This window comes from Bartonella sp. CL436QHHD, from assembly GCF_042195105.1.
In the GTDB taxonomy this organism is placed as follows: Bacteria; Pseudomonadota; Alphaproteobacteria; order Rhizobiales; family Rhizobiaceae; genus Bartonella.
Genome location: NZ_JBHINR010000009.1, coordinates 1 through 24,832, shown reverse-complemented (window position 1 = coordinate 24,832; position 24,832 = coordinate 1). Strand labels below are relative to the sequence as shown.

17 protein-coding genes, 3 pseudogenes and 1 riboswitch are annotated in these 24,832 nt (G+C 38.3%); of the genes and pseudogenes, 9 read left to right on the top strand and 11 right to left on the bottom strand.

Features of this window, described 5'->3' with window-relative positions:
* Positions 1–53: 53 nt before the first annotated feature.
* A complete protein-coding gene (locus ACFIKN_RS01670; protein ID WP_273791469.1) occupies positions 54–692 on the top strand; it encodes an SH3 domain-containing protein in 639 nt (212 codons plus the stop codon).
* 283 nt (positions 693–975) lie between these two features.
* Here the strand turns inward: ACFIKN_RS01670 and ACFIKN_RS01665 are convergent, their stop codons facing one another.
* The 4 genes from ACFIKN_RS01665 to ACFIKN_RS01650 all read right to left on the bottom strand — a co-directional run bounded on the left by ACFIKN_RS01665 (position 976) and on the right by ACFIKN_RS01650 (position 5,251).
* On the bottom strand, positions 976–2,007 hold the full coding sequence (locus ACFIKN_RS01665; RefSeq protein WP_273791468.1) for an aspartate-semialdehyde dehydrogenase: 1,032 nt from the start codon (positions 2,005–2,007) through the stop codon (positions 976–978).
* 949 nt (positions 2,008–2,956) lie between these two features.
* Positions 2,957–3,424 carry a helix-turn-helix transcriptional regulator gene (locus ACFIKN_RS01660; protein WP_273791467.1) on the bottom strand — a complete coding sequence of 156 codons (468 nt, stop codon included), beginning with the start codon at positions 3,422–3,424 and terminating at the stop codon, positions 2,957–2,959.
* Positions 3,425–4,368: 944 nt separating this feature from the next.
* Positions 4,369–4,575, bottom strand: a complete 207-nt coding sequence (locus ACFIKN_RS01655) for a Trm112 family protein (protein WP_375631497.1) — start codon at positions 4,573–4,575, stop codon at positions 4,369–4,371.
* Between the two features lie 13 nt (positions 4,576–4,588).
* Entirely contained in the window at positions 4,589–5,251 is a 663-nt protein-coding gene (locus ACFIKN_RS01650; RefSeq protein WP_273791465.1) for an LON peptidase substrate-binding domain-containing protein, read from the bottom strand.
* Positions 5,252–5,700: 449 nt separating this feature from the next.
* Positions 5,701–5,798: riboswitch (glycine riboswitch) on the top strand.
* A 136-nt stretch (positions 5,799–5,934) separates the two neighbouring features.
* On the opposite strand from ACFIKN_RS01650, the gene gcvT reads away from it, so the two are divergent.
* From gcvT to gcvP, 3 genes are read left to right on the top strand one after another with little or no spacing between them, the layout of a single operon-like run.
* Entirely contained in the window at positions 5,935–7,047 is a 1,113-nt protein-coding gene (gene gcvT / locus ACFIKN_RS01645; RefSeq protein WP_375657812.1) for a glycine cleavage system aminomethyltransferase GcvT, read from the top strand.
* A 6-nt stretch (positions 7,048–7,053) separates the two neighbouring features.
* A complete protein-coding gene (gene gcvH / locus ACFIKN_RS01640; protein ID WP_375631501.1) occupies positions 7,054–7,422 on the top strand; it encodes a glycine cleavage system protein GcvH in 369 nt (122 codons plus the stop codon).
* Positions 7,423–7,427: 5 nt separating this feature from the next.
* Complete coding sequence (gene gcvP, locus ACFIKN_RS01635; protein WP_375657814.1) at positions 7,428–10,223, top strand: aminomethyl-transferring glycine dehydrogenase; 2,796 nt, start codon at positions 7,428–7,430, stop codon at positions 10,221–10,223.
* A 1,544-nt stretch (positions 10,224–11,767) separates the two neighbouring features.
* Here the strand turns inward: gcvP and alr are convergent.
* Positions 11,768–12,883, bottom strand: a complete 1,116-nt coding sequence (gene alr, locus ACFIKN_RS01630; protein WP_375631503.1) for an alanine racemase — start codon at positions 12,881–12,883, stop codon at positions 11,768–11,770.
* Positions 12,884–13,686: 803 nt separating this feature from the next.
* Here alr and ACFIKN_RS01625 point away from each other — a divergent pair.
* Both ACFIKN_RS01625 and ACFIKN_RS01620 read left to right on the top strand, forming a co-directional pair.
* Complete coding sequence (locus ACFIKN_RS01625) at positions 13,687–14,517, top strand: ferredoxin--NADP reductase (protein WP_375657811.1); 831 nt, start codon at positions 13,687–13,689, stop codon at positions 14,515–14,517.
* Between the two features lie 18 nt (positions 14,518–14,535).
* Positions 14,536–14,931, top strand: a pseudogene (locus ACFIKN_RS01620) (ferredoxin--NADP reductase); the annotation flags it as partial.
* 16 nt (positions 14,932–14,947) lie between these two features.
* Here the strand turns inward: ACFIKN_RS01620 and eda are convergent.
* Positions 14,948–15,613 (bottom strand): bifunctional 4-hydroxy-2-oxoglutarate aldolase/2-dehydro-3-deoxy-phosphogluconate aldolase, encoded by a 666-nt coding sequence (eda, locus tag ACFIKN_RS01615; protein WP_273791461.1) that lies wholly within the window; start codon positions 15,611–15,613, stop codon positions 14,948–14,950.
* Between the two features lie 115 nt (positions 15,614–15,728).
* Between eda and ACFIKN_RS01610 the strand changes: the two genes are divergently transcribed.
* The 3 genes from ACFIKN_RS01610 to ACFIKN_RS01600 all read left to right on the top strand — a co-directional run bounded on the left by ACFIKN_RS01610 (position 15,729) and on the right by ACFIKN_RS01600 (position 19,680).
* Positions 15,729–16,646 carry a rhodanese-related sulfurtransferase gene (locus ACFIKN_RS01610; protein ID WP_273791460.1) on the top strand — a complete coding sequence of 306 codons (918 nt, stop codon included), beginning with the start codon at positions 15,729–15,731 and terminating at the stop codon, positions 16,644–16,646.
* Between the two features lie 1,241 nt (positions 16,647–17,887).
* Positions 17,888–19,021: a type III PLP-dependent enzyme gene (locus tag ACFIKN_RS01605; RefSeq protein WP_273791459.1), complete on the top strand. Its 1,134-nt coding sequence runs from the start codon at positions 17,888–17,890 to the stop codon at positions 19,019–19,021.
* Positions 19,022–19,095: 74 nt separating this feature from the next.
* A complete protein-coding gene (locus ACFIKN_RS01600) occupies positions 19,096–19,680 on the top strand; it encodes a GNAT family N-acetyltransferase (protein ID WP_273791458.1) in 585 nt (194 codons plus the stop codon).
* Between the two features lie 1,144 nt (positions 19,681–20,824).
* On the opposite strand, the gene ACFIKN_RS01595 is transcribed toward ACFIKN_RS01600, so the two are convergent.
* The 5 genes and pseudogenes from ACFIKN_RS01595 to ACFIKN_RS01575 form a co-directional block, all read right to left on the bottom strand.
* Entirely contained in the window at positions 20,825–22,396 is a 1,572-nt protein-coding gene (locus tag ACFIKN_RS01595; RefSeq protein WP_273791457.1) for a DHA2 family efflux MFS transporter permease subunit, read from the bottom strand.
* Between the two features lie 19 nt (positions 22,397–22,415).
* Positions 22,416–23,510 carry an HlyD family secretion protein gene (locus ACFIKN_RS01590; protein WP_375631506.1) on the bottom strand — a complete coding sequence of 365 codons (1,095 nt, stop codon included), beginning with the start codon at positions 23,508–23,510 and terminating at the stop codon, positions 22,416–22,418.
* A 173-nt stretch (positions 23,511–23,683) separates the two neighbouring features.
* A pseudogene (locus tag ACFIKN_RS01585) lies at positions 23,684–23,827 on the bottom strand (transcriptional repressor); the annotation flags it as partial.
* Positions 23,824–23,982 (bottom strand): annotated as a pseudogene (locus ACFIKN_RS01580) (HlyD family secretion protein); the annotation flags it as partial. The pseudogenes ACFIKN_RS01580 and ACFIKN_RS01585, both read right to left, overlap by 4 nt.
* Positions 23,983–24,155: 173 nt before the next feature.
* On the bottom strand, positions 24,156–24,548 hold the full coding sequence (locus tag ACFIKN_RS01575; RefSeq protein WP_375612302.1) for a Fur family transcriptional regulator: 393 nt from the start codon (positions 24,546–24,548) through the stop codon (positions 24,156–24,158).
* Positions 24,549–24,832 lie beyond the last annotated feature (284 nt).

Below are 24,832 nucleotides of genomic sequence, written 5' to 3'. Positions count from 1 at the left end.
TTTTGTAAAGGCGAAATTTTGCCCTTCACATGTTTTAGAGAGGAAGAAAAATAATGTTAAGAAAGAAATTTTTATCAACAACAATGATTTTATGGGCTTTGGGAGCGTCAGAGGTGGCTGTGACTGCTTTTCACGCAGAAGCTGGAACCATTACAGGAACAGTTGCTCGTGTTGCATCAGGTCAGGTATCTTTACGCACAGGTCCTGCGACAGCTTATAAAGTTATCGCAATGGTTCCAATGGGAGCAAAAGTGCAAATTTATGGCTGCCTATCCAATAAAACTTGGTGTTCTCTTGGTTATCACGGAAAAGTTGGTTGGGCATCTGCACGTTACGTCAATGTTAACAATGTTCCTACCATTGCTTTTAAAAGGATGCCTGTAAAATCAAAAGCCATGGTAAAATCGCCAAAAGAAAAAGTAAAACAGGCTGTTTCCGACTTTAAAGCTCTTCCGGCGATTCAAAAAACACGGAAAAATATGCAAAAACTATACAGAACAGATGTGATTATCGATTCTACAGGTGTTAAAAAAAGGGATGAACGAACAATTTTAAATCCGTCGCAAAAAGCACAAGGCGTTTCTGTAAAGCACGTGAGTGCTTATAATCCCTCCTTTCCTAATAATGTCAATTACAAAAATTTTGAACGTAATGAAACGCGTTACCGTGTCGTGACCTATCCTGCTCGATAAGGGTAAAGTTAATTTCACAACCGGAATGACAAATAGGATCAGCAGCATAAAGCAAAAAATGCTTATGCTGCTGATCCTATTGTACCGTAAAATGGTATTAAGGCGGCAATGCTTAACTTAAGGTGGTGAGGCATTCAAGGATATTCAGAGTAAAATTTGTCAATACCTCGAATTACGGTTCTTTAGGATGGTGATATGAATCCTCAGCTGGAAAAGATTATACTGAAGAGAAGCCGGACTTTTGACAGACCGGTTAGGGCTCTTCATCTTTTCGGACAGGGCATTAATTTGCGGACTTAGGCTTTATCAAATTACGAGAAATGAGCAATTCAGCAATTTGAACGGCATTCAATGCTGCTCCTTTTCTTAAATTATCGGCGACAACCCAGAAAGCTAAACCATTTTCAACGGTGATATCTTCACGAACACGACTAATAAAGGTATCATCTTCTCCGGTACCTTCATAAGGTGTGGTATAACCACCATCTTCGTGTTTATCGATAAGCTGACAGCCTGGTGCATCGCGGAGGAGCGCTTGTGCTTCAGATGCGCTTAGTGGTTTTTCAAATTCAACATGGACGGCTTCGGCATGACCGATAAAGACAGGGACCCGAACAGCAGTGGCCGTTAATTTAATTTTCGGATCGAGAATTTTCTTCGTCTCAACCGTCATTTTCCATTCTTCTTTTGTATAACCATCTTCCATGAAAACATCGATATGAGGAATGACATTAAAGGCAATACGTTTAGTGAATTTTTTTGATGTAATTGGGTCTGCAACAAAAACTGCACGTGATTGTTCGAAAAGTTCGTCCATTCCTTCTTTACCAGCTCCAGAAACCGATTGATATGTAGAGACAACAACACGTTTAATGATTGCAGCATCATGGAGAGGTTTTAAAGCTAAGACCAGTTGAATTGTTGAACAATTAGGATTTGCTATAATATTACGCTTAGAAAAGGCATTTATAGCTTCGCCATTGACTTCAGGGACTATTAACGGAACATTGGCATCATAGCGCCACGTGGAGGAATTATCGATGACGACACAGCCGGCAGCAGCGATTTTAGGGGCGTATTCTTTGGAAATGCTTCCTCCCGCAGACATAAGACAAAAATCTGTGTCAGAAAAATCGTAAGTATCCAGTGCTTTTACTTTTAAAGTTTTATCTCCATAAGAAACTTCTTGTCCTAATGAGCGTCGTGATGCTAGAGGGACAATTTCATGCGCAGGAAAACCACGTTCTTCTAAAATTGTAAGCATTTCACGACCAACATTTCCGGTCGCGCCGACAATTGCAACTTTAAAACTCATTTTCTATATACTCCTCATGTCTCTCCACATTTATTCCCCGTGCTATACTCAGGAGAGAGTGAGTTGGTCAAGGAACATCATTAAATTATATTTTTGATTTTCAACAACTCAATTTTGTGCACAGCAATCATCATCGTTAGCACAATAAATTGTTTTATTTCAAATGATACGTCTTTTTTAATCTTTCAGAATTGAAAAAATTGAATATTTTACGCTAAGCTATTATCTCTTTAGAAAACACTTTAATTAAGTGAATTCCTTATCTTCTGTCAATTGTTTACCTTCACACTTTTGAATTTTTTAAGGAGGTATGCGTGCTTTATGCCCTCATACCTTAAATGATAGAATTTATGGCACAACAGAATAAACTTAAGTATCCATATATAGATAAATTCTTATGAAAGTTATACATATATTTTTTTCGTGTCTATTTTTTACTTTATATTTCTTATTTTTACTTTAATCCTATTTTGCTATAAATATCAATCTTTGTAGTATGGTGGTATAAGATCTTTAATCTTTCTCGATATATTTAAGTGTTTTTTTAGTGTGTGGGAATATTCTTAGGCTTGTTTGGAGAGCCTTTTGTTTAAGTGAGTCATATGAGTGGAAAGCCGTTGAACACTCCCATATTTACGTTTAATAAAAGAGCAAGTTAGCACCATCATACATTTTTTTAGCACCCAATGTCGTTACAGCTCTTGGTATGTGAGACGATTCAATAAGAGGTATGCCTTTTTGTACATTTTTACTCACACGCCAACTTTGCTTGTGTTGTGCAAACAAGAGATTTTGATTGATACAATATAGAACACGTTTGAAATGAAAGAATTTTACGATATTCGAAACACTTATTCAATATCAATAACGTTAGATTATCATTATAAATCAACGTGCTATTTCTAAGTTAAACTCGTTAGAATTCGGATTATTTACAAATCAGATTAGATTAAGAATTTTCATTCTCATGAGGTGTGGGGAGACAGTCACAATTCTTGTCAAGATTATTAAGGACGTTGATTGTCCTTTCAGTGAATTTATGAAAATAAGGGGTCATTTTTTCATCAGAAATCAACTGCAAAATTGCTCTTTGTTTTTTGCGGGTCAGTATTCTGAAATTTTTTAAAAGTAAATATTCTGCTTTGCTTGCTATTCTGTCATCACAATGATAGGGGCTCTCTTCTTTTTTTGCGCTATCAGCATAAAAGAAGGAAACGGGAACATCTAATATATGAGCAATTTCCTGTAAACGTCTTGCACTTACGCGATTTAAGCCTTTTTCATACTTTTGGATTTGTTGGAATGTTACGCCTAAATGACTTCCTAATTGTTTTTGAGAAAAACCCATGACGTTTCTTCTGAAGCGAATTTTTTGGCCTAAAGAAATATCGTAAAAATGTAGATTTTTGGCTTTCACTTGATGTCCCCACCGGTTGCGAGCGCCCTCGCATTAGTATTCCGGGGTCTGGAAGTGCTGACTCAAAACAGCCCCTTGCTTTTAGTGCTGAAAGCACTTGGACATAACAAGAGCCCCCGGAAATTCCGGGATATCCGCAAAAGCGGTTTTATTTCTAGTTTGAGTTTTTCGGGCTTCCAGACCCTATTTGATTGTCGCGTATACAACCAAAAACACAAGCCTCCTTCATAAGGCAATTACTTTCAATCGTCAATTGAAATTACAACAGTGTTTCTTGTTTGTTTTTTCAAGTTTTCACGTAATTAATGCGTATATTATACATAAAAATATTGCTTGAGATACTTTAGATACTTGTAAAAATTGTAAAGCGAAATTAAAGGGTGATGGCAAGGTAATGGGGTGATTTTCTCCTTTACGATTTTATGTTTTCTCCCCAAAATTAGGCTGTTTCCCCGCTTTGAAAAGTAAACAAACAGATAAATATTCTTGTCCCGATATGGTATACATAAGATGATACAGCTTATCGTTTTTCTTCATCTTAAATCGAGGTATCTCAAACATGTTGCTCGTGAAGGGTATAACGTAAAGTTCATGAAATATAACAATCTTATATTTAATAAATAAATTTCATTTACCTGAGTTGGTTCAAAATGTTATTATAATTCTTGCTTTTAAGAAGTTCAGAAGAGCCATTTTTATTCCCTTTTTTAATTGTTTTTGTTCAGATGCTTGTGTGGTGCAAGCGAATGGTTTTGATTGCTTCAGTATGAACAGGCTGGAATGAGATAAATCTGATGATATTTTTGGCTTTTGTTACAAGGTGTAAAGCGATATAAATATCTTTATTGTAAAACTCTTTTTTCAGAAATCGTAGATATTGAGATATCATATTGATAGAGGATTGATAGCAGTGGGCTTGTAGAGGAAAATTGCATGAGGGTTTTTTATTTTTTATGCGTTATTTCTTCATTGTTTTGCAAAGGGCGCGCTTCTGAGGCAAGCATAATGGGAACGCCATCACGAATAGGATAGGCAAGTTTGGCTTTGAGAGAAATGAGTTCTTGTGTTTTTCGGTTGAAAGAGAGAGTGCCTTTCGTTATTGGGCAGACGAGCAATTCGAGCATTTTGGGATCTGTGGTCATTTTTTTCATGTTGGGACATTCATTAGTTTAAGCGGTAATCTGTTCTTGTTTGTTTCATGAGTGAGCGCTCTGTTAATGCAAGAAGAGTTTGGGCACGGCTTTCGATATCTGGAGCTTCAAGGAGAGCTTGTTTTTCTGCTGGTGTAAAGGGGATAAGGGCTGAAAAAGCATTAACCAATATAGGTGTAGGGGCTTCTATGATACTGCTCCAATTATATTCCATTTCATGTATGGTTAGATATTTTTCTACAACGTCGAGTAAGTTCTCTCGGTTAATGTTTTCTTCAATATCAAATTCTTGCAAGTCTTTTATGTTTGATTGGATGAGAGCTGTTCGATAGGATTTTGTGTTTGTCAATTCTTGTTCTAAGGTGAAGCGGCAAACACCTTGTAAGATAATGAACAGTTGTCCATTTCCTGTTTCACTGTAGTTTGTAATGCGCCCTATACAGCCTGTTTTATAAAGTTGTGTAGAGAAGCGGTCTGTATCCGATGAAAGTGGTTGAATAATGCCCAATAGACGATCAGTTACCATAACGTTTTCAATCATTTCAAGTGATTCTGGTTCAAAAATGTTGAGTGATAAAAAACCACCGGGTAGTAAGAGTGCACCTTCTAAAGGAAAAAGAGCAATTTGCTTTGGAAGATCATTTTCGCAATTGTAAGAGATATTACCAGCTTTCATGAGTATTTTGTCACCTTTGTTCGGTAGTTTTAGTCTGTAGATAGTCGCAATTTATGACACTATGGAGTAAAGCAGAAAAACCACTTCTTGTGCATTAAAATCATACTTATAAAATACTTGAAGTCCTTAATTCTAAATAAAGAATATGAAACCCTATCTTTAAGGTTGAACTGCGCGCGAAAGAATATTGCTTTGCGATCTTTTTAGTGTGTGACGTTTTGCATGATTTTCAAGAGGTATTTTTGTTTATAGCTTTTGATTTTTGTCTTAAATTTCCTAAAATGTGTTCCTTGCAATTTTTGTAAGGTTCAAAAGGACACTATTATAAATCTTTTGAAGTAGCTTATGCAAGTTTTAAAATGAGAACATTTTCATCACTTTACTAATGACAGTGTGATAAAGATAGGCTATAGGTTTAAATATGCTGGAAAGAGCGTTATTGTTTCTTTCATTCTTTTGCGGGAGAGTGCAGATTGCAAATTTTCGCATTGCCGCCGAAGGGGAAATAGCCCATAATCTCTCAGGCTTTAAGGACCGTAAAAGGAAGAAGGCAGATCTGGAAAGTCGGGAGAACCCGCGCCGAAGGTGTAAGCGAAAAATCTTTTCGCGAGTCTCTCAGGTTGATGACAGAGGGGGCAGAGACGGCCATATTCTGTGGGCGTTAGCGCAGCTTTGGAGTTATTATGGGCACAACACAAGAAACATCTTTTTTAAAAACACTTCCTTTATATGATTTGCATGAAAAAGCAGGAGCAAAATTTGGTGCTTTTGCGGGCTGGAACATGCCTTTAACTTATCCTCTTGGCGTTTTGAAAGAACATCTTCATACGCGTGCACATGCAGGACTTTTTGATATTTCTCATATGAAATTGATTGCGGTTGAAGGGGCACAAGCCGTGGAATTTTTGTCCTATGCTTTTCCCATTGATGCAGCAGCTTTAAAGATTGGGCATTCACGGTATAATTATTTGCTTAATGAGCAGGCTGGTATTCTTGATGATCTTATCATTACCCGTTTGGAAGAGGGCCGTTTTATGTTGGTCGCCAATGCTGGGAATGCACAGGCTGATTTCGTAGAATTGGAAAAGCGTGCGGTTGATTTTGAATGTCAAGTGATTGCCCTTGAAAGGGTATTGCTTGCTCTTCAAGGTCCTGAAGCGGCAGCTGTTCTTGCTGATGCCGATTTACCAGGGAATGAATTGTTCTTTATGCAAGGATTCGAACCACAGCAGGATTGGTTTATAACGCGTTCTGGTTATACGGGAGAGGATGGTTTTGAAATTGCTTTGCCTATAGGGCATGCGCATATGTTGGCTGAAAAATTGCTGAGTGATTCTCGTGTTGGGTGGATTGGACTTGCAGCACGCGATAGCTTGCGGTTGGAAGCAGGGCTGTGTTTGCATGGAAATGATATTACCCCTGATACGACACCTATTGATGCGGCTCTAATATGGGCTGTTCCTAAAAATGTTCGAGAAAAAGCACAATTTTATGGTGCGAAAGCTTTTCTTGAAGCACTGCAAAAAGGACCTGCTCGTTGTCGTGTTGGATTAAAACCGCAAACGCGTCAACCTATTCGTGCCGGTGCGGTGCTTCTTGATGATCAAGGTAATGAGATTGGCGTTGTAACATCAGGTGGTTTTGGTCCTTCTTTTGATGGTCCTGTCGCGATGGGTTATGTTCCTGTTGATTTTAAAGTTGAAGGGACACAAGTCTTTACAGAACTGCGAGGCAAAAAGATTGTACTATCAGTTCATTCACTTCCCTTTGTTGAACAACGTTATTTTAAAGGATGATTTTTTATGTCTAAAACTTATTTTACACAAGACCATGAATGGCTTAGCGTTGAAGGGCAAGTGGTGACTGTTGGGGTTACGCATTATGCGCAAGAGCAATTAGGGGATTTGGTTTTTGTTGATTTACCACAAAGTGGAACAAAACTTTCCAAAGGAGAGGCGGCGGCTGTTGTGGAATCAGTGAAGGCGGCTTCAGATGTTTATGCTCCTCTTGATGGTGAAGTGGTCGAAATAAATGAAGCCTTGGCTGATAATCCTGAACTGGTGAATCAGAAATCCGAAACAGAAGGCTGGTTATGGAAAATGACATTGCAGGATGAGACACAACTGGAAGGGTTGTTAGATAAAGATGCTTATAAGGCTTTGATTGGATGAGTGGCATGATCGAGCGTTCTTTTTCTTCTCGACATATTGGGCTGCGTCCTGATGAAACACAAAAAATGCTTGATGTTTTAGAGCTTGATTGTGTTGATACACTCATTTCTCAAGCTGTTCCACACTCTATCCATTTGGGACGTTCACTGAATCTTCCAGAGGCTGCTAGTGAAGGACAAGCCTTGGAAGAACTCTCCAAGATGATGGAGCGTAACCATGTGCACAAAAGTTTTATTGGGCAAGGATATCATGGAACTTATGTGCCTCCGGTTATTTTACGAAATCTGTTTGAAAATCCGGCTTGGTATACTGCTTATACGCCTTATCAAGCAGAAATTAGCCAGGGTCGTTTAGAACTTTTGTTTTATTTTCAGACATTGGTTAGTGAACTAACAGGTTTGCCTGTTGCTGCTGCTTCTCTTCTTGATGAAGCAACTGCTTTAGCTGAAGCCAATGCTCTCGCTTTTCGCTTTTCCCGTGAGAAAAAAACAAAAATTTCTCTTCAGAGCCTTTTACATCCTCAGATTTTGAGTGTTGTGCAAACGCGTGCTGAAACACAAGGGATTCAGATTAGCCAAAATGGCGAAATTGCTTCTGATACAGCAGCAATTGTTTTATCTTGGCCAGATACAAAAGGCTCTTTTCATGATTACAGTGAGATCATAAAAGAGGCAAAGGAAAAGGGAGCTTTAGTTATCGTTGTGGCTGATCCTTTAGCGCTTACCCTTATGGAGCCACCGGCTCAATGGGGGGCAGATATCGTTGTTGGCTCTATGCAGCGTTATGGCGTTCCAATGGGATTTGGTGGTCCACATGCTGGTTACCTTGCCGTGAGTGATGCATTAACGCGGCTTATTCCAGGGCGTATTGTTGGTCAATCCGTGGATACGAGAGGGCGTGTTGGTTTTCGTTTAGCTTTGCAAACACGCGAACAACATATTCGGCGCGATAAAGCGACGTCAAATATTTGTACAGCGCAGGCTTTATTGGCTAATATGGCAACCGCTTATGCTGTTTGGCATGGGCCGAAAGGTTTACAAGAAATTGCGCAGCGAATTCATCATTTAACATGTCGTTTTGTTGCTGGTTTAGAAGCAGCAGGGGTTCATGTTGAAGGGAAAAGCTTTTTTGATTGTGTTAGTATTTCTGTTAAGGGAAAAGCGCGAGAGATTGCGCATCAAGCCAAAATAGGTGGGCGCCTTATTCGTGTTCTCGATGATGACACCATTGCAATCAATTTTGATGAATTATCGACAGAAGAAGATGCTGGTGCTTTAGCGCAGCTTTTTGGGGCACAATTAGGCGATCAGGTTTCTCCACAGCTCTATGGAAAAAAACGGGATGCTGCTTTTCTTTCTCAGCCTTTTTTTCATGCTGTTCATTCAGAGACAGATATGATGCGCTTTTTGCGTCGTTTGGCGGATAAGGATTTGGCGCTGGACCGTGCTATGATCCCTCTTGGTTCTTGTACAATGAAGCTTAATGCAGCTGCTGAATTGATGCCTGTGAGTTGGGCGAGCATGGCCAATATACACCCCTTTGTTTCACAAGAGGATGCAGCGGGTTATTTGGAGATGATCAATCAGTTAAATGCGTGGTTGTGCGAAATTACAGGATTTGCGCAAGTTTCTTTTCAGCCAAATTCTGGTGCTCAAGGAGAATATGCTGGGCTTTTGGCTATCCGACGATATTACCAATCACGGGGAGAACATCAACGTACAGTTTGTCTTATTCCTGCATCTGCGCATGGTACCAATCCAGCTTCGGCCCATATGGCAGGGATGGAAGTCGTTGTGGTAAAATGTTTAAGCGATGGTGATGTTGATGTAGACGATCTCAAAATGAAAGCGCAATTGCATAAAGATAAATTGGCTGCTCTTATGATTACTTATCCTTCAACCCATGGTGTTTACGAGGAAAGCATTAAGGAAATTTGTTCTATTATTCATGAGAATGGCGGACAAGTTTATTTTGATGGTGCTAATCTCAATGCCCTTGTGGGTCTTGCTCGTCCTGCGGATATTGGCGCTGATGTTTGTCATATGAATCTTCATAAAACATTTGCTATTCCTCATGGTGGTGGTGGTCCTGGTATGGGACCAATTGGAGTTGCAGCGCATCTCAAACCATTCTTACCAGGTCATGAACAGGATGGGACAACACATGCGGTTTCTGCTGCTCCTTATGGAAGTGCATCTATTCTTGCGATTACATGGATGTATATTCGAATGATGGGGGCTGATGGCTTAAAATATGCAACACAAATAGCCATTTTAAATGCCAATTATATTGCTGCACGTCTTTCAGCCGCTTATTCCATTCTTTATCGGGGCAAGCATGGACGTGTTGCGCACGAATGTATTGTGGATACACGCGTGTTGAAAGAGCAGTATGGGGTGAGTGTTGATGATATTGCAAAACGTCTCATTGATTATGGATTTCATGCGCCCACGATGTCGTTCCCTGTTCCGGGAACTTTGATGATTGAGCCAACGGAATCAGAACCAAAAGCAGAGATTGATCGTTTTTGTGATGCTTTACTCTCTATTGCTGAAGAAGCGAAAAAAGTTGGTAGCGGGGTTTGGCCAAAAGACAATAATCCATTGGTGAATGCCCCTCATACAGTGGCAGATACTTTAGATGATGCTTGGGCACGACCCTATTCGCGACAAGAAGCTGCTTTTCCCAACAGTTCTCTTGATCCAGCCAATAAATATTGGCCTCCTGTATCGCGTATTGATAATGTTGCGGGAGACAGAATGCTCATTTGTTCGTGCCCGCCATTGGGAAATACCTATTAAATAACAAATATGTATTTAATTTATTTATTTGCATAAACAAAAAAAGCCCACACATTTTGTGTGGGTTTTTTACTTGTTGATCATGATGGCGTTATTTGTCTATTTTCTAGAATTTTGCATTGTTTTTTTACAACATGAGCAAAATCGAAAAAGTCGACAAAAAAGCTGTGTTTTGTCGGCAATAGGCATGCTCTCCTTTGTCTTCTACTGTATGACATGGTTTTAGTGACTAGTCGGCATCGGTCTAGCCAGCTAATTCATGTAAACGAGAGTGAAACCTATGAGGATAGGGGCACGTCTGTTGCATGTGTTGTGATATACTACTTCTCACTAAGGTGACGACGACCGGTTGTAGAAAGAATAAAATCAATTTTAGTGTTTTTGATGATAAAGACACGCGAAACTCTGTTGTTGTATCTTTTCGAGTCAAGAATTGTCTAAGTATTTCTCTTTAATCTGCTTTTTATAAATATGACGCAAAAATATGTAAGAACACCTGTCAGAATGAGCAAACGCAAAGCCAAATGTATTATGGTTGTTTTTTACAAGGGGTCTTATAAAAAGCCGGCACATCTTTCCACTCCATTGCAAGTCAGTTTATGACTTTACGGCGCTGTTTTTCTAAGAGCTCGTGTTCTTTCGCTGTTGCCTGTAAATCAACATCCAAACTTAACGCAGCGACATGTTTTAAGTCAGAGATTGAGAAAAAAAGAGCTTTATGAGTCGTTCCTGCTTTTGTCTGTCAGATGAGGGCGGGGGGATTGTGTATTTCTGTTGACGTAACCTTTGAAACTGGAAGACAATCTAATTTTGGGAAAATGTAAAGCCGTAAAGGTGAAAATCAATCCTCAGTTTGTCATCTCCTCTTAATTCAGCTTTGCGGCTTTCAAAAGCATTTAAAGCAATATTTTTTTAATAATGGGGATTACACATTGCTCCATACTTTATATTTATTGTGTTCTTTAGTGGGGGAATGATCCTCATGTAAAACAGAACGCTCCAAAAAGAATATACTTGAGTTGTTAATTCACGTGTTTGTTTTAAAGAGACACTTCGCTCCCAATCCCATTTCGCGACGGCGCTCGTGAATGGTGTAAGGGTAAATCCATTGATCCCCCCCCAATCTTTACGCTTCATAACGGAGTAAGCTGGGCACTATCATACACTTTTCCAGCTCGTGGGTGCTGCTTACAGCCCTTGGTATTTGAGGCGGTTCATTAGAAGCATTATTCTTTTCTTAAATCATTTTTATCTACACATAGTTCAGCTTGTGGTATGCAAGCGAATGATTTTAATTGGGCAGTTAATTTTAAAAACTTTGTAGTAGATGCTTTTTTGTCAATTTATGGGGAAAGGCTATGTTTTTGTATTTTGGGTGAAAGCTACTTCCATAAAACAGTCCATCAACTTGTCTGTTTTGAGATTTCTGTGAATGTACGGTGTCTATGACCATTCTATGTGGTTGATTGTTGTAAAATCTTTTGTAAAAGCTCCTTAATTTTCTAAAAGGATGATTTTTATCAATTTATTTTTTTAAAGAGTTTTTATGTGTAAATGTATTTATAGCGGGAGCCAAGAGATGTTAGAATTTCATTGGGAAGGGTATCGGCATCTATAGATACTTTTTCAAGTGTTTGATGGGGCCCAATGAGTTCTACCCAGTCACCTGTTTGAGGTTTTTGTTCAAGATCGGTCGTATCTACAATAATGGAATCCATAGAAACCCGCCCAACCATGGGAAGTTTGTGCCCGTTGAAATAAACTGTTCCTTTATTCGAAAGAGCACGGAGCCAGCCGTCTGCGTAGCCTATAGAAATGGTTGCAAGAGTGCTTGGTCTGTTGGTTATAAAGCTTTCTCCATAACCAATAGGTGCTCCTATATCAACAACGCGGCTTTGAATGACTTGGGCTTCAAGTCTTAAAACAGGTTTTAGAAGGGATGTGTGTTTTTCTTGGGGGGCGATTCCGTAAAGTGCAATACCGGGACGAACAAGATCAAAATAAAAATCTGATCCTAGAAAGATACCTCCAGAATTGGCAAAGGAAACTTTGCAAGCAGGCAATTGCGCAAGGATCGTTTTGAAAGCAGTCAATTGGGCATAATTTGATGGATGGGTATCATCTTCTCCGTTAGAAAGGTGACTAAGAATATATTTTATTTCTGCTTTTTCGAAAATTGTAGGGTGTTTGATGAGTTTTTGTAATTCTTTTTGATTAAGTCCTAATCGGTTCATATGGGTATCGATTTGAACAATTGCTGGAAATTTTTTATCTTTTTTTTGACAAATTTTTTGCCAATTTTCAATGGCATTCCAAGAGTTTAGAACAGGAACAATACCAGATTGTGCGACAAACTCTTCTGCTAAGTGTGGAAGTCCATTCAGAAGGGAAATCGTGACATTTGATGGTAAAATGCTTTTTAATTGGAGTGCTTCTATGATTTGGGCGACAAAAAAAGTGCGACAACCAGCTTGATAAAGGGCAGGAGCAATTTTGTGAGCTCCTAATCCATAGGCGTTTGCCTTTACAACTGCTGAACATTGCGTTGGAGCTACACGTTTGGCTAAAGTGATATAATTGGCAACAATGGCACTGACATCGACGGTTGCTACAGCTGCATAGAGTGATGTATCTATTTCATCATTAACGGATTTTTTCATTTTAAAAGCTTATCTGTGTTCGTGAAATACGGGGTTTTTTGGTTATTTCATTGAGGTTCTTTACGATATAGGGAAAGGCACTATTTTCTACGGTCAAAATCATAAGAATCCTATACTGCCATTAAAGTCGTTTTTTATGTAAAATGCTACTTTGGATATAAGAGATACTTTAGTTTTATTTGTGTTGTTATCAACATGGTATCTTCTAATAATTTGTAAAACATAAACTTTTTACTTATTTTCCCTAGTTTAGGCATATAAAAAATAAACATAGTTTATTGTATTGTATCATTTTGAAGAGTGCAATATTAGGCTGTTGTTGCTGGTGCGATTGTTTTGATTAAATATTGCACTGGCTGCTTATTCAGAGAAGATAAAATGATTAAATTAACCACGTTAAATCAATGCATTACAAGTTTTTTACCATGAGGGGAAAGATCACTTATCTGTGCAATTTTGGATGTCGTCTTATGCACTTAAAATTATTTTTGTTAAATGGAAAACAGTGTGTAAACATTTTCTGATACATTAAAAACTGTTGACTTAGAAAACCCGTTGATTTGGATATTATTTATTTTCAAGATGGATTGGGTATCCAATATTTACTTTCTAGTCTTTGATTGGTTTTAAGTGAAATCAATTTTATCGCTGATAGAGCGCGCTAGATTCATTTATTTAATTTTGACATAAAAGTGTTAACCTTGAGGCTTTTGTTTTAAGAAAATTGTTGGCAGATGGTTGTGCAAGTACTATATCACGTCAAGGATTCGAAATTTAACGTTCAATAAAATATAGGGAAGAGTATGAATACGTCTGCTACCAATGTTCCGTCAAGCATCATCAGCAGCGTTGCAAATTTTCCGATTCCTGAGAATGTGTTCGCCCTTACTGTCCAAGAGGTTTGTCACTACACAGATCGGTTATTTAAATTCCGTCTGAATCGTCCGGAAAGTTTTCGTTTTCGTTCGGGTGAGTTTGTTATGATCGGTTTGCCAAATGCAGAAAAGCCGATTTATCGCGCTTATTCGATTGCAAGCCCCTTTTGGGATGAACAGCTTGAGTTTTTTTCGATAAAAGTTCCAGGGGGACCTTTAACCGAGCATCTCCAAAAAATTAAAATTGGTGATACAGTTCTCATGCGTAAAAAATCTACAGGAACGCTGGTTCTTGATGCTCTTATTCCTGGAAAACGTCTTTATCTTCTTTCAACTGGGACGGGAATTGCTCCTTTTGCAAGCCTTATTCGTGATCCTGAAACTTATGAAAAGTTTGCAGAAGTTGTCCTTATTCAAACAACGCGCGAAAAGAATGAGTTAATTTATGCAAAAGATCTTGTTTCCTCTTTGCAACAAGATCCACTCATTGGAGAATATGCACAACAGTTGAGATTTTATCCTATGACTACTCGTGAATCTTCTGAGCATATGGGGCGTATTACGACTGTTATGGAAAGTGGGGACTTTTTTGAAACAACTGGCCTTCCTAAAATTCATCCTGATGAAGATCGGGTGATGATTTGTGGTTCCATGGCAATGTTAAAAGATTGCGCAAGGATGTGTGAAAGCTTTGGTCTTGTTGAAGGGGCCAATAATGCTCCTGCTACTTATGTTGTAGAGCGCGCTTTTGTGGAGTAATGGGTGGGAAAATTGGTGCTTTATCTTCTTTCAAACCGGTACGGGGTTTTTCCTTTTGCAAGCTTTATTCGTGATTCTGACACTTATGAAAAATTTTCAGAAGTTGTTCTTATTTAAATAACGCGCGAAAAGAATGAGTTAATTTGTGCAAAAGATCTTGTTTTCTCTTTGCAACAAGATTCATTCATTGGGGCATATGCACAACAGTTGAAATTTTATCCTATGACTACTTGTGAGCTTTCTGAGCATATGGGGCGTATTACGACTGTTATGGAGAGTGGGAGCTTTTTTGAAACAATAGCACTCCCCAAAATTCATCTCGATGAAGATCGGGTGATGATTTGTGGTTCCATGGCAATGTTAAAAGATTGCGTAAGGATGTGTGAAAGCTTTGGTCTTGTTGAAGGGGCTGATATTCTTGCACTTTATATTAGATTGTAGAAAGAGCTTTTTTCGAGGGAGAGGGAAGTTGTGATGCGGTATATGCTAATGCAGTAATCGAATCCCAATCACTTATTGCAATGAGTTGTTGGGGCGCTATCCAAGAACCACCAACGCAGAAGACATTGGGCAGTTGGAGCCATTGTGTTGCACTTTTTTGTGTAATACCGCCTGTTGGGCAAAACCGGATATCAGAGAAGGGAGATGCTAAAGCTTCAATGAAGGAAATACCTCCAGCAGCTTCAGCAGGGAAAAATTTAAGATATGAATAGCCTTTGTTTAATGCTTGCATGAGTTCACTTGGGGTCATTGCAGCGGGAAGAAGGGGAATTTCACTATTTTTTGCACAATTGATTAGTTCATTGGATAATCCGGGGCTTACAATAAACTTGGCTCCAGCTTGTTCGGCTTTTTCGTAATGTGTTGTGTTGAGAATTGTGCCGGCTCCAACAATTGCTTCAGGGACTTCTTGTGTAATTTTCTGAATTGCTTTGAGGGCATTTGGTGTTCGCAAGGTGATCTCAATTGTTTTTAATCCACCTTTGACAAGAGCGCGTGTTAAGGGTACAGCACTTTGTAGATTGTCAATGAGCAAAACAGGTATAACAGTTTGTCCTTGGAGATATAATAAAAGCTTTTCTCTTTTTTGGCACATGATATTTTTTCTTCTTGGAGATGATATTGTTTGTATCGTTTGATTAAGCACAATATGTTAAAGAGTACATGAATAAATCTTGAAATTGAATGAAACGCGCGTTATGGCAAAACACATGGAAAAGAATTTTAAAGTTGCTGCACTTTATTGCTTTGCAGATTTGAAACATTATCATCAATTACAAAAACCTTTGCAGGAATTATGTCAAGCAAAGGATATCAAAGGCACTCTGCTTTTAGCACAAGAGGGAATTAATGGAACAGTTGCTGGTTCTTGTGCGGCAATTGAGGCATTGGTGGACTTTATTATGGCTGAACCAGCGTTTCAAACGCCGGAGATTAAATATTCATGGGCATCAAAAATGCCTTTTCATCGCATGAAAGTGCGGTTGAAAAAAGAGATTGTAACAATGGGGGTTGAAGGGGTTGATCCGCTAAAAGTTGTTGGTACGTATGTGGATCCTGAAGATTGGAATGCTCTTATTCAAGATGAAGAGACAATTTTGATCGATACGCGTAATGATTATGAATATGCAATAGGGAGTTTTCAAGGAGCGATTGATCCGCAGATTAAAACATTTCGCGAATTTCCTGAATGGGTGCGTAAACATGAGGCTGAGTTAAAGAAAAAAAAGAAAATTGCCATGTTTTGTACAGGTGGTATTCGGTGTGAAAAATCAACAGCTTATGTTCGTGATCTTGGTTATGAGCAAGTCTACCATCTAAAAGGAGGTATTCTCAAATATTTAGAAAAAATTCCAAAAGAGAAAAGTTTATGGTGGGGTGAGTGTTTTGTTTTTGATGAGCGTGTTTCTGTTCATCATGGTCTTGAAGAATGTGGACGCGAATTATGTCGCGCGTGTCGTTCTCCTCTTAATGCTGAAAGCAAACTATCGCCTCATTATGAGGAAGGTGTTTCCTGTGATGCTTGTTATAACACGCGTAGTGAAGCCGATAGAGAGCGCTTTCGTGAGCGCCATAGGCAGTTTCAATTGTTGAAGTTGCGTGCAATTGATTCTCATCAAGGGACATAAGGATATCGCAGTGTAGGGCTTTAAATTGTAGCGTTTTTCTCTTAAATTTAAGAGAGAAGAGTTTTTTAATATTAGTAGAAAAATATTTTATAAGACCGGATATTATTCGGTCTTTTTGTTTATGTTAAATTATTTGACTTATAAGTAATCATTATAGATTGTTTGCTTTCTTTGACTTTATAGGATTGAGTATTTCAAATACTTTTCATTTTAAAATAGAAAAGTCATTTACGAACAATTTAGCACATTGATTTATAATAATTGGCTATTTACATCTTGAATAAGAGATCTAAATATCGTCAGGATTCTCTCATTCCAAGCCTGTTTCTATGGTTGAATCAATAAAAACCATATCTCTTCCACGTTACAAGCGGGGAAAGTCACGTGGAGTAAAACAATACAAGAAGGACGTGCCTCTTATTAGTCGTCTCAAATGTCAAGGGCTGTCACAACATTGGGGGCTTAGTGTGTGATGATGATCAGCTTGCTCTTTTATGAAGCCTAAAAATAGTGGGTTCAATAGATTTTATATTATTTTATTGGGGGTACTATTCTATCATTTATGGGCGCTGGTGTGAAGTTGGCTCGAGCACTTTAAGAAATGTTTCTTTAAAGAAAGTACGTGAAGATACAACCCAACTATATTCCGTTTGGGGTATTCTGTTTTACATGAGGGGAGTGATCCCATGAAAGTGGATGAATGACCTTGTTTGGTGGGGGAGAGTGTTGTTTTTTCGCATCATTTTATCTTTAAGAATTAAAAAATGTTTAAAATTAAAAAAATGATTGAAATGAGAAAGAATTCGTTTTATAGGATGCCTTGCCCAAAGTCGCACGTGCCTGTGGGTGTCCGCTGGTTCTCAAATGGTGAGATTAACCGGTACGGTACCTGGAACTAACCGCTCCAGTCATTCTTACAGCCAATTGCAAGAATGAGGACATCTTGAAGCAACGACGGTGCGGGCCTTTCTGGTGTCTTCCAGCTTTTAAATGCTGGGATAACTATAGAGGCACACCTCATTGCCTTCAGTGCGGAAGTGGTTTTCTCAACTCCAATCAAAAAGGCATATAAAATAGAATAACGCGGTTTCGCGCTGTTCTTTCGCAGCATGCAATGCTAATTTCTGGTTTTTTGTAATCAGAATGGGGATGGTTGTTGTGTGTTTTTTATCCTTTAGCTTTTGGCAGCTTTGGCTGTCTAAGCATAGAGTGGGGGAGCGTTCCCTCAAGGAGAATTGCAGATGGCAACGCAACGTATTCGCGATTTTCTTGCAACACATCGTTCTGAAGGTCCATGCTTAATTGTTGACCTTGATGTTGTTCGTGACAACTATTTAAATTTTGAAAAAGCTCTGCCGCAGTCTCGTATTTTTTACGCAATAAAGGCAAATCCAGCTCCTGAAATCTTGCGTTTGCTAAGTTCTTTAGGATCTTCTTTTGATGCGGCTTCTGTTGCAGAAATTGAAATGGCTTTAAAAGCAGGAGCAACGTCAGAGCGTATTTCTTTTGGAAATACGATTAAAAAAGAGCGTGATATTGCACGAGCATATGCATTGGGAGTTTCACTTTATGCTGTTGATTGTGTTGAAGAAGTGGAAAAAATTGCGCGTGTTGCTCCAGGAGCACGTGTTTTTTGCCGTGTTCTTACCGATGGCAAAGGTGCAGAGTGGCCATTGTCACGCAAATTTGGTTGTGTTCCAGATATGGCGGTTGATGTTCTAAGACGGGCACACCAATTGGGTTTGCAAGCCTATGGTGTTTCTTTTCATGTTGGATCTCAGCAGGTTGATTTGAGTGCGTGGGATCGTGCTTTATCGGATGCTTCTACAGTTTTTAAGCGTTTGGAACAAGAAGGCATTTCACTAAGGTTGGTGAATATGGGGGGCGGTTTTCCAACGCGTTATTTGAAAGATGTCCCTACAGAACAAGCTTATGGTACAGCAGTTTTTGATTCATTGAAAAAGCATTTTGGTAATCGTATCCCTGAGACGATTATTGAGCCAGGACGTGCGATGGTTGGCAATGCTGGTGTTATTCGTACAGAAGTTGTTCTAATATCTAAAAAAGCTGATAACGATAATGTACGATGGGTTTATCTTGATATTGGGAAATTTAATGGTCTTGCTGAGACTATGGATGAAGCCATTCGTTATCCTATTGAGACACCTCATGATGATAAGGTGATGGAGCCTTGTATTTTGGCTGGACCGACATGCGATTCGGCAGATGTTCTCTATGAAAAAACACCTTATCCGCTTCCTCTATCCCTAACGATAGGAGATGAAATATTGATTCATGGAACGGGTGCTTACACAACAACTTACGCATCGGTTGCTTTTAATGGTTTTGAGCCTTTACGATCATATGTGATCTGACATTTCCTTTTAACTATAGTTTTTTAGATTTTTTGCTATGCTCGTCATGGCGCTGTAAGAGGGCGGTTATAGAGATGAACATGATTAATTTTCAAACAAAAGATGGGGCATGTTTTACACTTTTATTGGAGCAAGAAGCCGATAAGCCTTATCGAGAAAATTTGCTTGATTCAATGATGGGGTATGGACGTAAACGTAAATCATCAGAGGTTTTACGTCGTGGTCGTTTGGCTGCTCAAGGGCTCTCTTTTGTGGTTAAAAATGTGCTTGGAGAGCTTGTGGGAAGTGTCCGTCTTTGGCATGTTTCTTTTTCTAAAGAAAAAAATGAAACACAACATGCTTTACTTTTAGGCCCCTTGGCTGTTGCGTCTGAATGTGCTGGTATGGGAATAGGATCAATTTTAGTCCGCCATGCAATTGAAACAGCAAAAAAATTGGGATATGGCGCCATTTTGCTGGTAGGGGATTTTGAATTTTATCAACGTTTTGGCTTTTCAAATAGTTTAACAGAAAATTTGGCAATGCCTGGTCCTTACGAAAAACATCGCTTTCAAGCGTTGGAACTGATACCACATTATCTTTCTGGGTGTTATGGCACTTTGGTTCCTAGTGGAGAACGAGAAGTTTCAAATCGTTTTCAGCATCATAAAGTCGCTTGAAGATAGTGTTTATTTCATTTTTCAGCAGCTGCCATTGAGAAGAGCATACCGTTTTGACAGTGCCAAGGTATTTAGCGGTACAAAGTTTTAGGGAGTTGTATTGCGATTTTATTATATGGCTTTTTCTTTATGGGGCTGGTTTCTTATTTTTGATAATTTCAGTTAAGTGAGTAAGAATATATTTTAAGCTCATTTTTTGAAATAGTGTCTTATTTTATAATACTGAAGGAACCGGATTTTTGAGTTGTCTTGTGTTCTTTTAAAGTCGCTATCATCATACAGTTTTCCAGTTTTCAATATCGTTGATAAATCTTGCATCAAAACGGTTGGATATTTTACTTTTTTCTTAAACAGTTTTTATTTCTTTGCTTTTTATGTGCAAGGGAATGGTTTTGATTGATTCAATAGAGAGATATTTTGAGAAATTTTATACCATTTCAGCTCTTGTTGAAAGAGAAGGGGCTTAAGAAAGAAAAATATGTAGCAGTAGAATCAAAATTGTAAGTATCAGCTTTTTTTAAAGAGTGTAAAAAAATAAAATTACATGTTTAAAAGCAGCTTTTTTGAAAAAAATATATCATTACTTTTTTGCTATAAAGGTAAATCGTTTTGCAATTGGCATGAGAGTATCAAATACAAAATGATTTTCTCATGTAAAATTTTGCATTCAGAATCAAAAAAAAAACGTTATCCTACACATTATAAGAGAAATATGTGCGTGAATAAAAATCACAAGAATCATAAATCTTTTATGAATATTCTTGTAAGAATCAAAAGAGTGAAGGGCACAGAATCTTAACAAAATAGTTTTTATGAGGATAGTAGCGTAAAAAGGGGGTAGATAGATGAGAGATTTAATGTTTTTTACCCTATGGTGATAAATCAAAAATCTTATAGAAATGGCTGCTTTATCTTTATGGTGTGGAGCACTTTAGATAAGCTCTTTGTTTATTATCATCTAGAACAATTTTTGTATGCGAGAAGTTGTTTTTAAGTGCGGAAAGAGCCCGCATTAAAAGAATTTTTATCAGAAGAATCATTTAGAATCATATGTTTATTTATACTGTCTCTTGAGACAAGATAAAGTGCATAGGAAACGAGCAAAGTGATAAGGATAAAAAATATTTCTCAATTTTAATTAAGTTTAGTGATTTGGTGGTGAATCCATGAGAGGTGGTATTTTTTTGAGAAACATGGTCATAAATGTCAAAACACCAAAAATGATGGTTATGATAAAGAAAATATCACTAATAGCCATAATGGTTGCTTGTATGCGTACCATACCAAACAATTGAGAAAGAGCCAGAGTATAGGAATCAAAGGTTTCTGTTTTGAATAATACAGTAAGATTTGAAAGCATTTCAGTTGCTTGTCTGTTTGCGTAGTTAAGAGTTTCGGCTATTCGTTCATGATGGAAGTCTGTGCGTTTTGTTATGAGAGTGTTGATAATGGCAAGCCCTACAGCCCCACCTAGATTCCGGGTGAGATTAAAGAGTCCAGAAGCATTTTGCATCCGTTCTGGTGGGAGTGTTCCCAAGGCAATATTATTAATAGGAACCATACATAACATTACAGAAGCACCACGGAAAACTTGCGGCCAAAAAAGCTGCCAAAAATCCCAGTTATCTGTGATAGAGCTCGCCATCCAAATACCTATTGCAAAACCAAAAAGTCCTATTGCCATCATTAAACGTGCATCCATTCGTGCTGAAAGAAATCCAGCAAGCGGGGCAGTTAATAACATGACGAATCCTGAAAGAAACAATGTTTCTCCAATCATGAGGGCATCAAAGTGGCGGATTTGGCTTAAATAGACAGGATAAAGGTACGTGAGTCCATAAAGGCCTATTCCCAATGAAAAGGAAAAAATGGATGCAGCTGAAAAATTAAAATTAGAAAAAGTAGAGAGATCTACAATGGGTTCTTTTACTGTAAAAGCACGCCAGAAGAATAAGGCTGCAGCAAGAATCATGGTAATGAACAAATCCCGAATCAGCGTATCACTCAGCCAATCATGACGTGCTCCTTCTTCTAGAATATACTCTAAAGTTCCCAAGAAAGTAGCCATAGAAATGAATCCTAACCAATCAAACTTCTTCATTAAAGAGGGATCAGCTTTATCAAAATCAATTAACTTCCAAGCGAGAATTGAGATGATAATCCCGCAGGGTACATTGATGAGAAAGAGCCAATGCCATGATGAGAGATGACAAATATAGCCTCCCACGGTTGGACCAATGGTGGGGGCCAATGTTGCTACTAGTCCAACAATAGGGGTAACAATTGGGCGTTTGGACGGAGGAAAAAGAACATAAGAGGCGACAAAAACGCTTGGGATAATTCCTCCACCAATAAAACCTTGTAGTGCGCGATACAAAATCATCTCTCCAATAGATGTTGCTGTTGCACAAAGAACAGAAGTAATCGTAAACCCGATCGCTGATATGGTGAAGAAAACACGTGTTGAAAGCAATCTTCCTAAAAATCCAGAAAGCGGCAACATGATGACTTCAGCGATGAGATAGGAAGTTTGAACCCATGAAATTTCTTCAGAGCTTGCTGTAAGACCCGCTTGAATTTCAGCTAAAGAAGAGGAAACGATTTGGATATCTAAGATTGCCATAAACATGCCAAAAGACATAGCAATAAAAACTACAATTTTGCGCATTCCTATGCGTTCTTGAGACTGTATGAGCTCTGGTATGGAAGATGTCATAGTAAGATTTTCTACTTTTTTATAAGAGACTTTTATCTTGTGGCTTTGTACGTGTATCAATTTTCACTGAAACACTCATTCCTGCTCGGATATGTCCGGTTTTTAAAACTTCTTCTGGAATAGAAATACGTACGGGAATGCGCTGGACAATCTTTGTAAAGTTACCGGTAGCATTTTGTGGAGGCAGAAGAGAAAAAACAGCGCCTGTTGCGGGCGAAATAGAAAGCACTGTTCCTGTAAAAACATCATCTTCGAAGGCATCAACAGAAATATAAGCTTTTTGTCCGGTATGAATGTCTTGTAGCTGTGTTTCTTTATAGTTTGCTTCAATATAAAGTGCATGTATGGGGACTAACGCCGCAAGACGTTGGCCATTTACAACAAAATCTCCCGTTTTTGCTGTTAAATTTCCTATAACTCCATCAAATGGCGCTCGTATAATGGTCGAATCAAGATCACGTTGTGCTTTTTTACGCGAGAGCTCTAAACTCTTTGTTTCGCTTTCTGTTTCACTTCGTTGCGCTTCTAGCACTCGGATATTTGCACGTGCTGAAGCCATTTTTGCATCCGCTCTGTTAACATTCGCAATGGCTTGTTCATAAGCGGATTTGGCATCATCAACATTGGATTGAGGAGCATAACGATTGGCTTTCAGTTCTGTTACACGTTTTAAGGTGAGTTGTGCATTGGTTGCTATGGCTGAAGCGGCTGCTTTTTGTGCTTTTGCATCATCTAAAGAACTACGAGCGGCTGTGATTTGCGCATCAATGCGTAGAAGTGTTTTTTTCTGTGTGTTAAGATGCGCTTCTGTTTGATCCAAGGCTATTTTATAATCACCATTGTCTAGGTAAAATAAAACATCGTCCTTTTTTACAACTTGGTTGGCTTTAATGGCAATTTTTTCAATATACCCATTTAATTTAGTCGCAATAGCGGCTATATCTCCTTGCACATAGGCATCTTCAGTGGACAGCATATAACGCCATTGCGTCGTCCACTTATAGCTAAACCAAAGTACAAAAAGCGCAAAGACGATAAGAAGAGCCTTGATTACTTTTTTTCGTTTCGTTTTATCGAGATTTTTTGTTGAAAAAATGGTCTCAGATACGGACATGATTTTATACTTTCAATATTTATGTTCTAACGAGTATAATAAGCCTCTCACTCTAGGGTAGGGTGATATATGCACGGACGATAAGAGCTTTTCCAACAATAAGGCGATTCCTGCTACATAATGCTAAATATATAAACTTGCAAGTTAGAGATCTTATTTCCAAGTTAGATGTCTTATTTTATTGCGCATTTTTTACAAAGACCTCGTACTTCTAGGGTGCTTTTGTGTGCTTGGAAGCCAACCGCTTGAACCATCTGTTTTAAACTTGATACAATCGTTTGATTTTGTATTTCGTTGACTGTGCCACAGTTTAGGCATCTTCAGTGGACAGCATATAACACCATTGCGTCGTCCACTTATAGCTAAACCAAAGTACAAAAAGCGCAAAGACGATAAGAAGAGCTTTGATTACTTTTTTTCGTTTCATTTTATCGAGATTTTTTGTTGAAAAAATGGTCTCAGATACGGACATGATTTTATACTTTCAATATTTATGTTCTAACGAGTATAATAAGCCTCTCACTCTAGGGTAGGGTGATATATGCACGGACGATAAGAGCTTTTCCAACAATAAGGCGATCCCTGCTACATAATACTAAATATATAAACTTGCAAGTTAGAGATCTTATTTTCAAGTTAGATGTCTTATTTTATTGCGCATTTTTTACAAAGACCTCGTACTTCTAGGGTGCTTTTGTGTGCTTGGAAGTCAACCGCTTGAACCATCTGTTTTAAACTTGATACAATCGTTTGATTTTGTATTTCGTTGACTGTGCCACAGTTTTCGCAAATTATAAACGTTGTAAGTTCATGTTGACAGTTTTCAGGGTGTAAACAGACCATAAAGGCATTTACACTTTCAAGACGATGAATACACTTTAACTGTACGAGTTTTTCTAACGCACGATAAACTTGGAGAGGTGCGCGAAAACCTTCTTCGCGTAAGTGATTGAGAATCGCATAAGCACTTAAAGGCCCTTTTGCATTTTTTAAAGTATTTAAAACCAATGTTTGGTTACGCGTCAGTTTAGATGACATGGACATCTTCCTTTTGCTCCCATGGAAAAGCATAAAGCGTGTAAGATATTTATGCAATGGTGATTATAGAATATGTACTCTAATCTTTAGCCGTTTACATGACATCATTGCGATATGTAAGAAAAGTTGCAACCGTTGTGAGGGGAGGGGTATTATAATCTGAAAGCCGCTGCTATCCAGCAAGAAACTTTTATACGCTTCTTATTTTTCCAATAATGTCTTGAAATAGGATTTTTTGTTACAATATTTTATTGGAAATGTTTGGGTTATTTTATTTAAAAAAA

Excerpts from the sequence above, each read along its gene's own strand:
- ACFIKN_RS01590 (WP_375631506.1), bottom strand. The coding sequence starts at position 23,510 with ATGTCCGTATCTGAGACCATTTTTTCAACAAAAAATCTCGATAAAACG.
- ACFIKN_RS01595 (WP_273791457.1), bottom strand. The coding sequence starts at position 22,396 with ATGACATCTTCCATACCAGAGCTCATACAGTCTCAAGAACGCATAGGA.
- alr (WP_375631503.1), bottom strand. The coding sequence starts at position 12,883 with ATGAAAAAATCCGTTAATGATGAAATAGATACATCACTCTATGCAGCT.
- ACFIKN_RS01670 (WP_273791469.1), top strand. The coding sequence starts at position 54 with ATGTTAAGAAAGAAATTTTTATCAACAACAATGATTTTATGGGCTTTG.
- ACFIKN_RS01575 (WP_375612302.1), bottom strand. The coding sequence starts at position 24,548 with ATGTCATCTAAACTGACGCGTAACCAAACATTGGTTTTAAATACTTTA.
- ACFIKN_RS01610 (WP_273791460.1), top strand. The coding sequence starts at position 15,729 with ATGGAAAAGAATTTTAAAGTTGCTGCACTTTATTGCTTTGCAGATTTG.
- ACFIKN_RS01625 (WP_375657811.1), top strand. The coding sequence starts at position 13,687 with ATGAATACGTCTGCTACCAATGTTCCGTCAAGCATCATCAGCAGCGTT.
- ACFIKN_RS01665 (WP_273791468.1), bottom strand. The coding sequence starts at position 2,007 with ATGAGTTTTAAAGTTGCAATTGTCGGCGCGACCGGAAATGTTGGTCGT.
- ACFIKN_RS01600 (WP_273791458.1), top strand. The coding sequence starts at position 19,096 with ATGAACATGATTAATTTTCAAACAAAAGATGGGGCATGTTTTACACTT.
- ACFIKN_RS01655 (WP_375631497.1), bottom strand. The coding sequence starts at position 4,575 with ATGAAAAAAATGACCACAGATCCCAAAATGCTCGAATTGCTCGTCTGC.
- ACFIKN_RS01650 (WP_273791465.1), bottom strand. The coding sequence starts at position 5,251 with ATGAAAGCTGGTAATATCTCTTACAATTGCGAAAATGATCTTCCAAAG.
- ACFIKN_RS01605 (WP_273791459.1), top strand. The coding sequence starts at position 17,888 with ATGGCAACGCAACGTATTCGCGATTTTCTTGCAACACATCGTTCTGAA.
- gcvP (WP_375657814.1), top strand. The coding sequence starts at position 7,428 with ATGATCGAGCGTTCTTTTTCTTCTCGACATATTGGGCTGCGTCCTGAT.
- eda (WP_273791461.1), bottom strand. The coding sequence starts at position 15,613 with ATGTGCCAAAAAAGAGAAAAGCTTTTATTATATCTCCAAGGACAAACT.
- gcvH (WP_375631501.1), top strand. The coding sequence starts at position 7,054 with ATGTCTAAAACTTATTTTACACAAGACCATGAATGGCTTAGCGTTGAA.
- gcvT (WP_375657812.1), top strand. The coding sequence starts at position 5,935 with ATGGGCACAACACAAGAAACATCTTTTTTAAAAACACTTCCTTTATAT.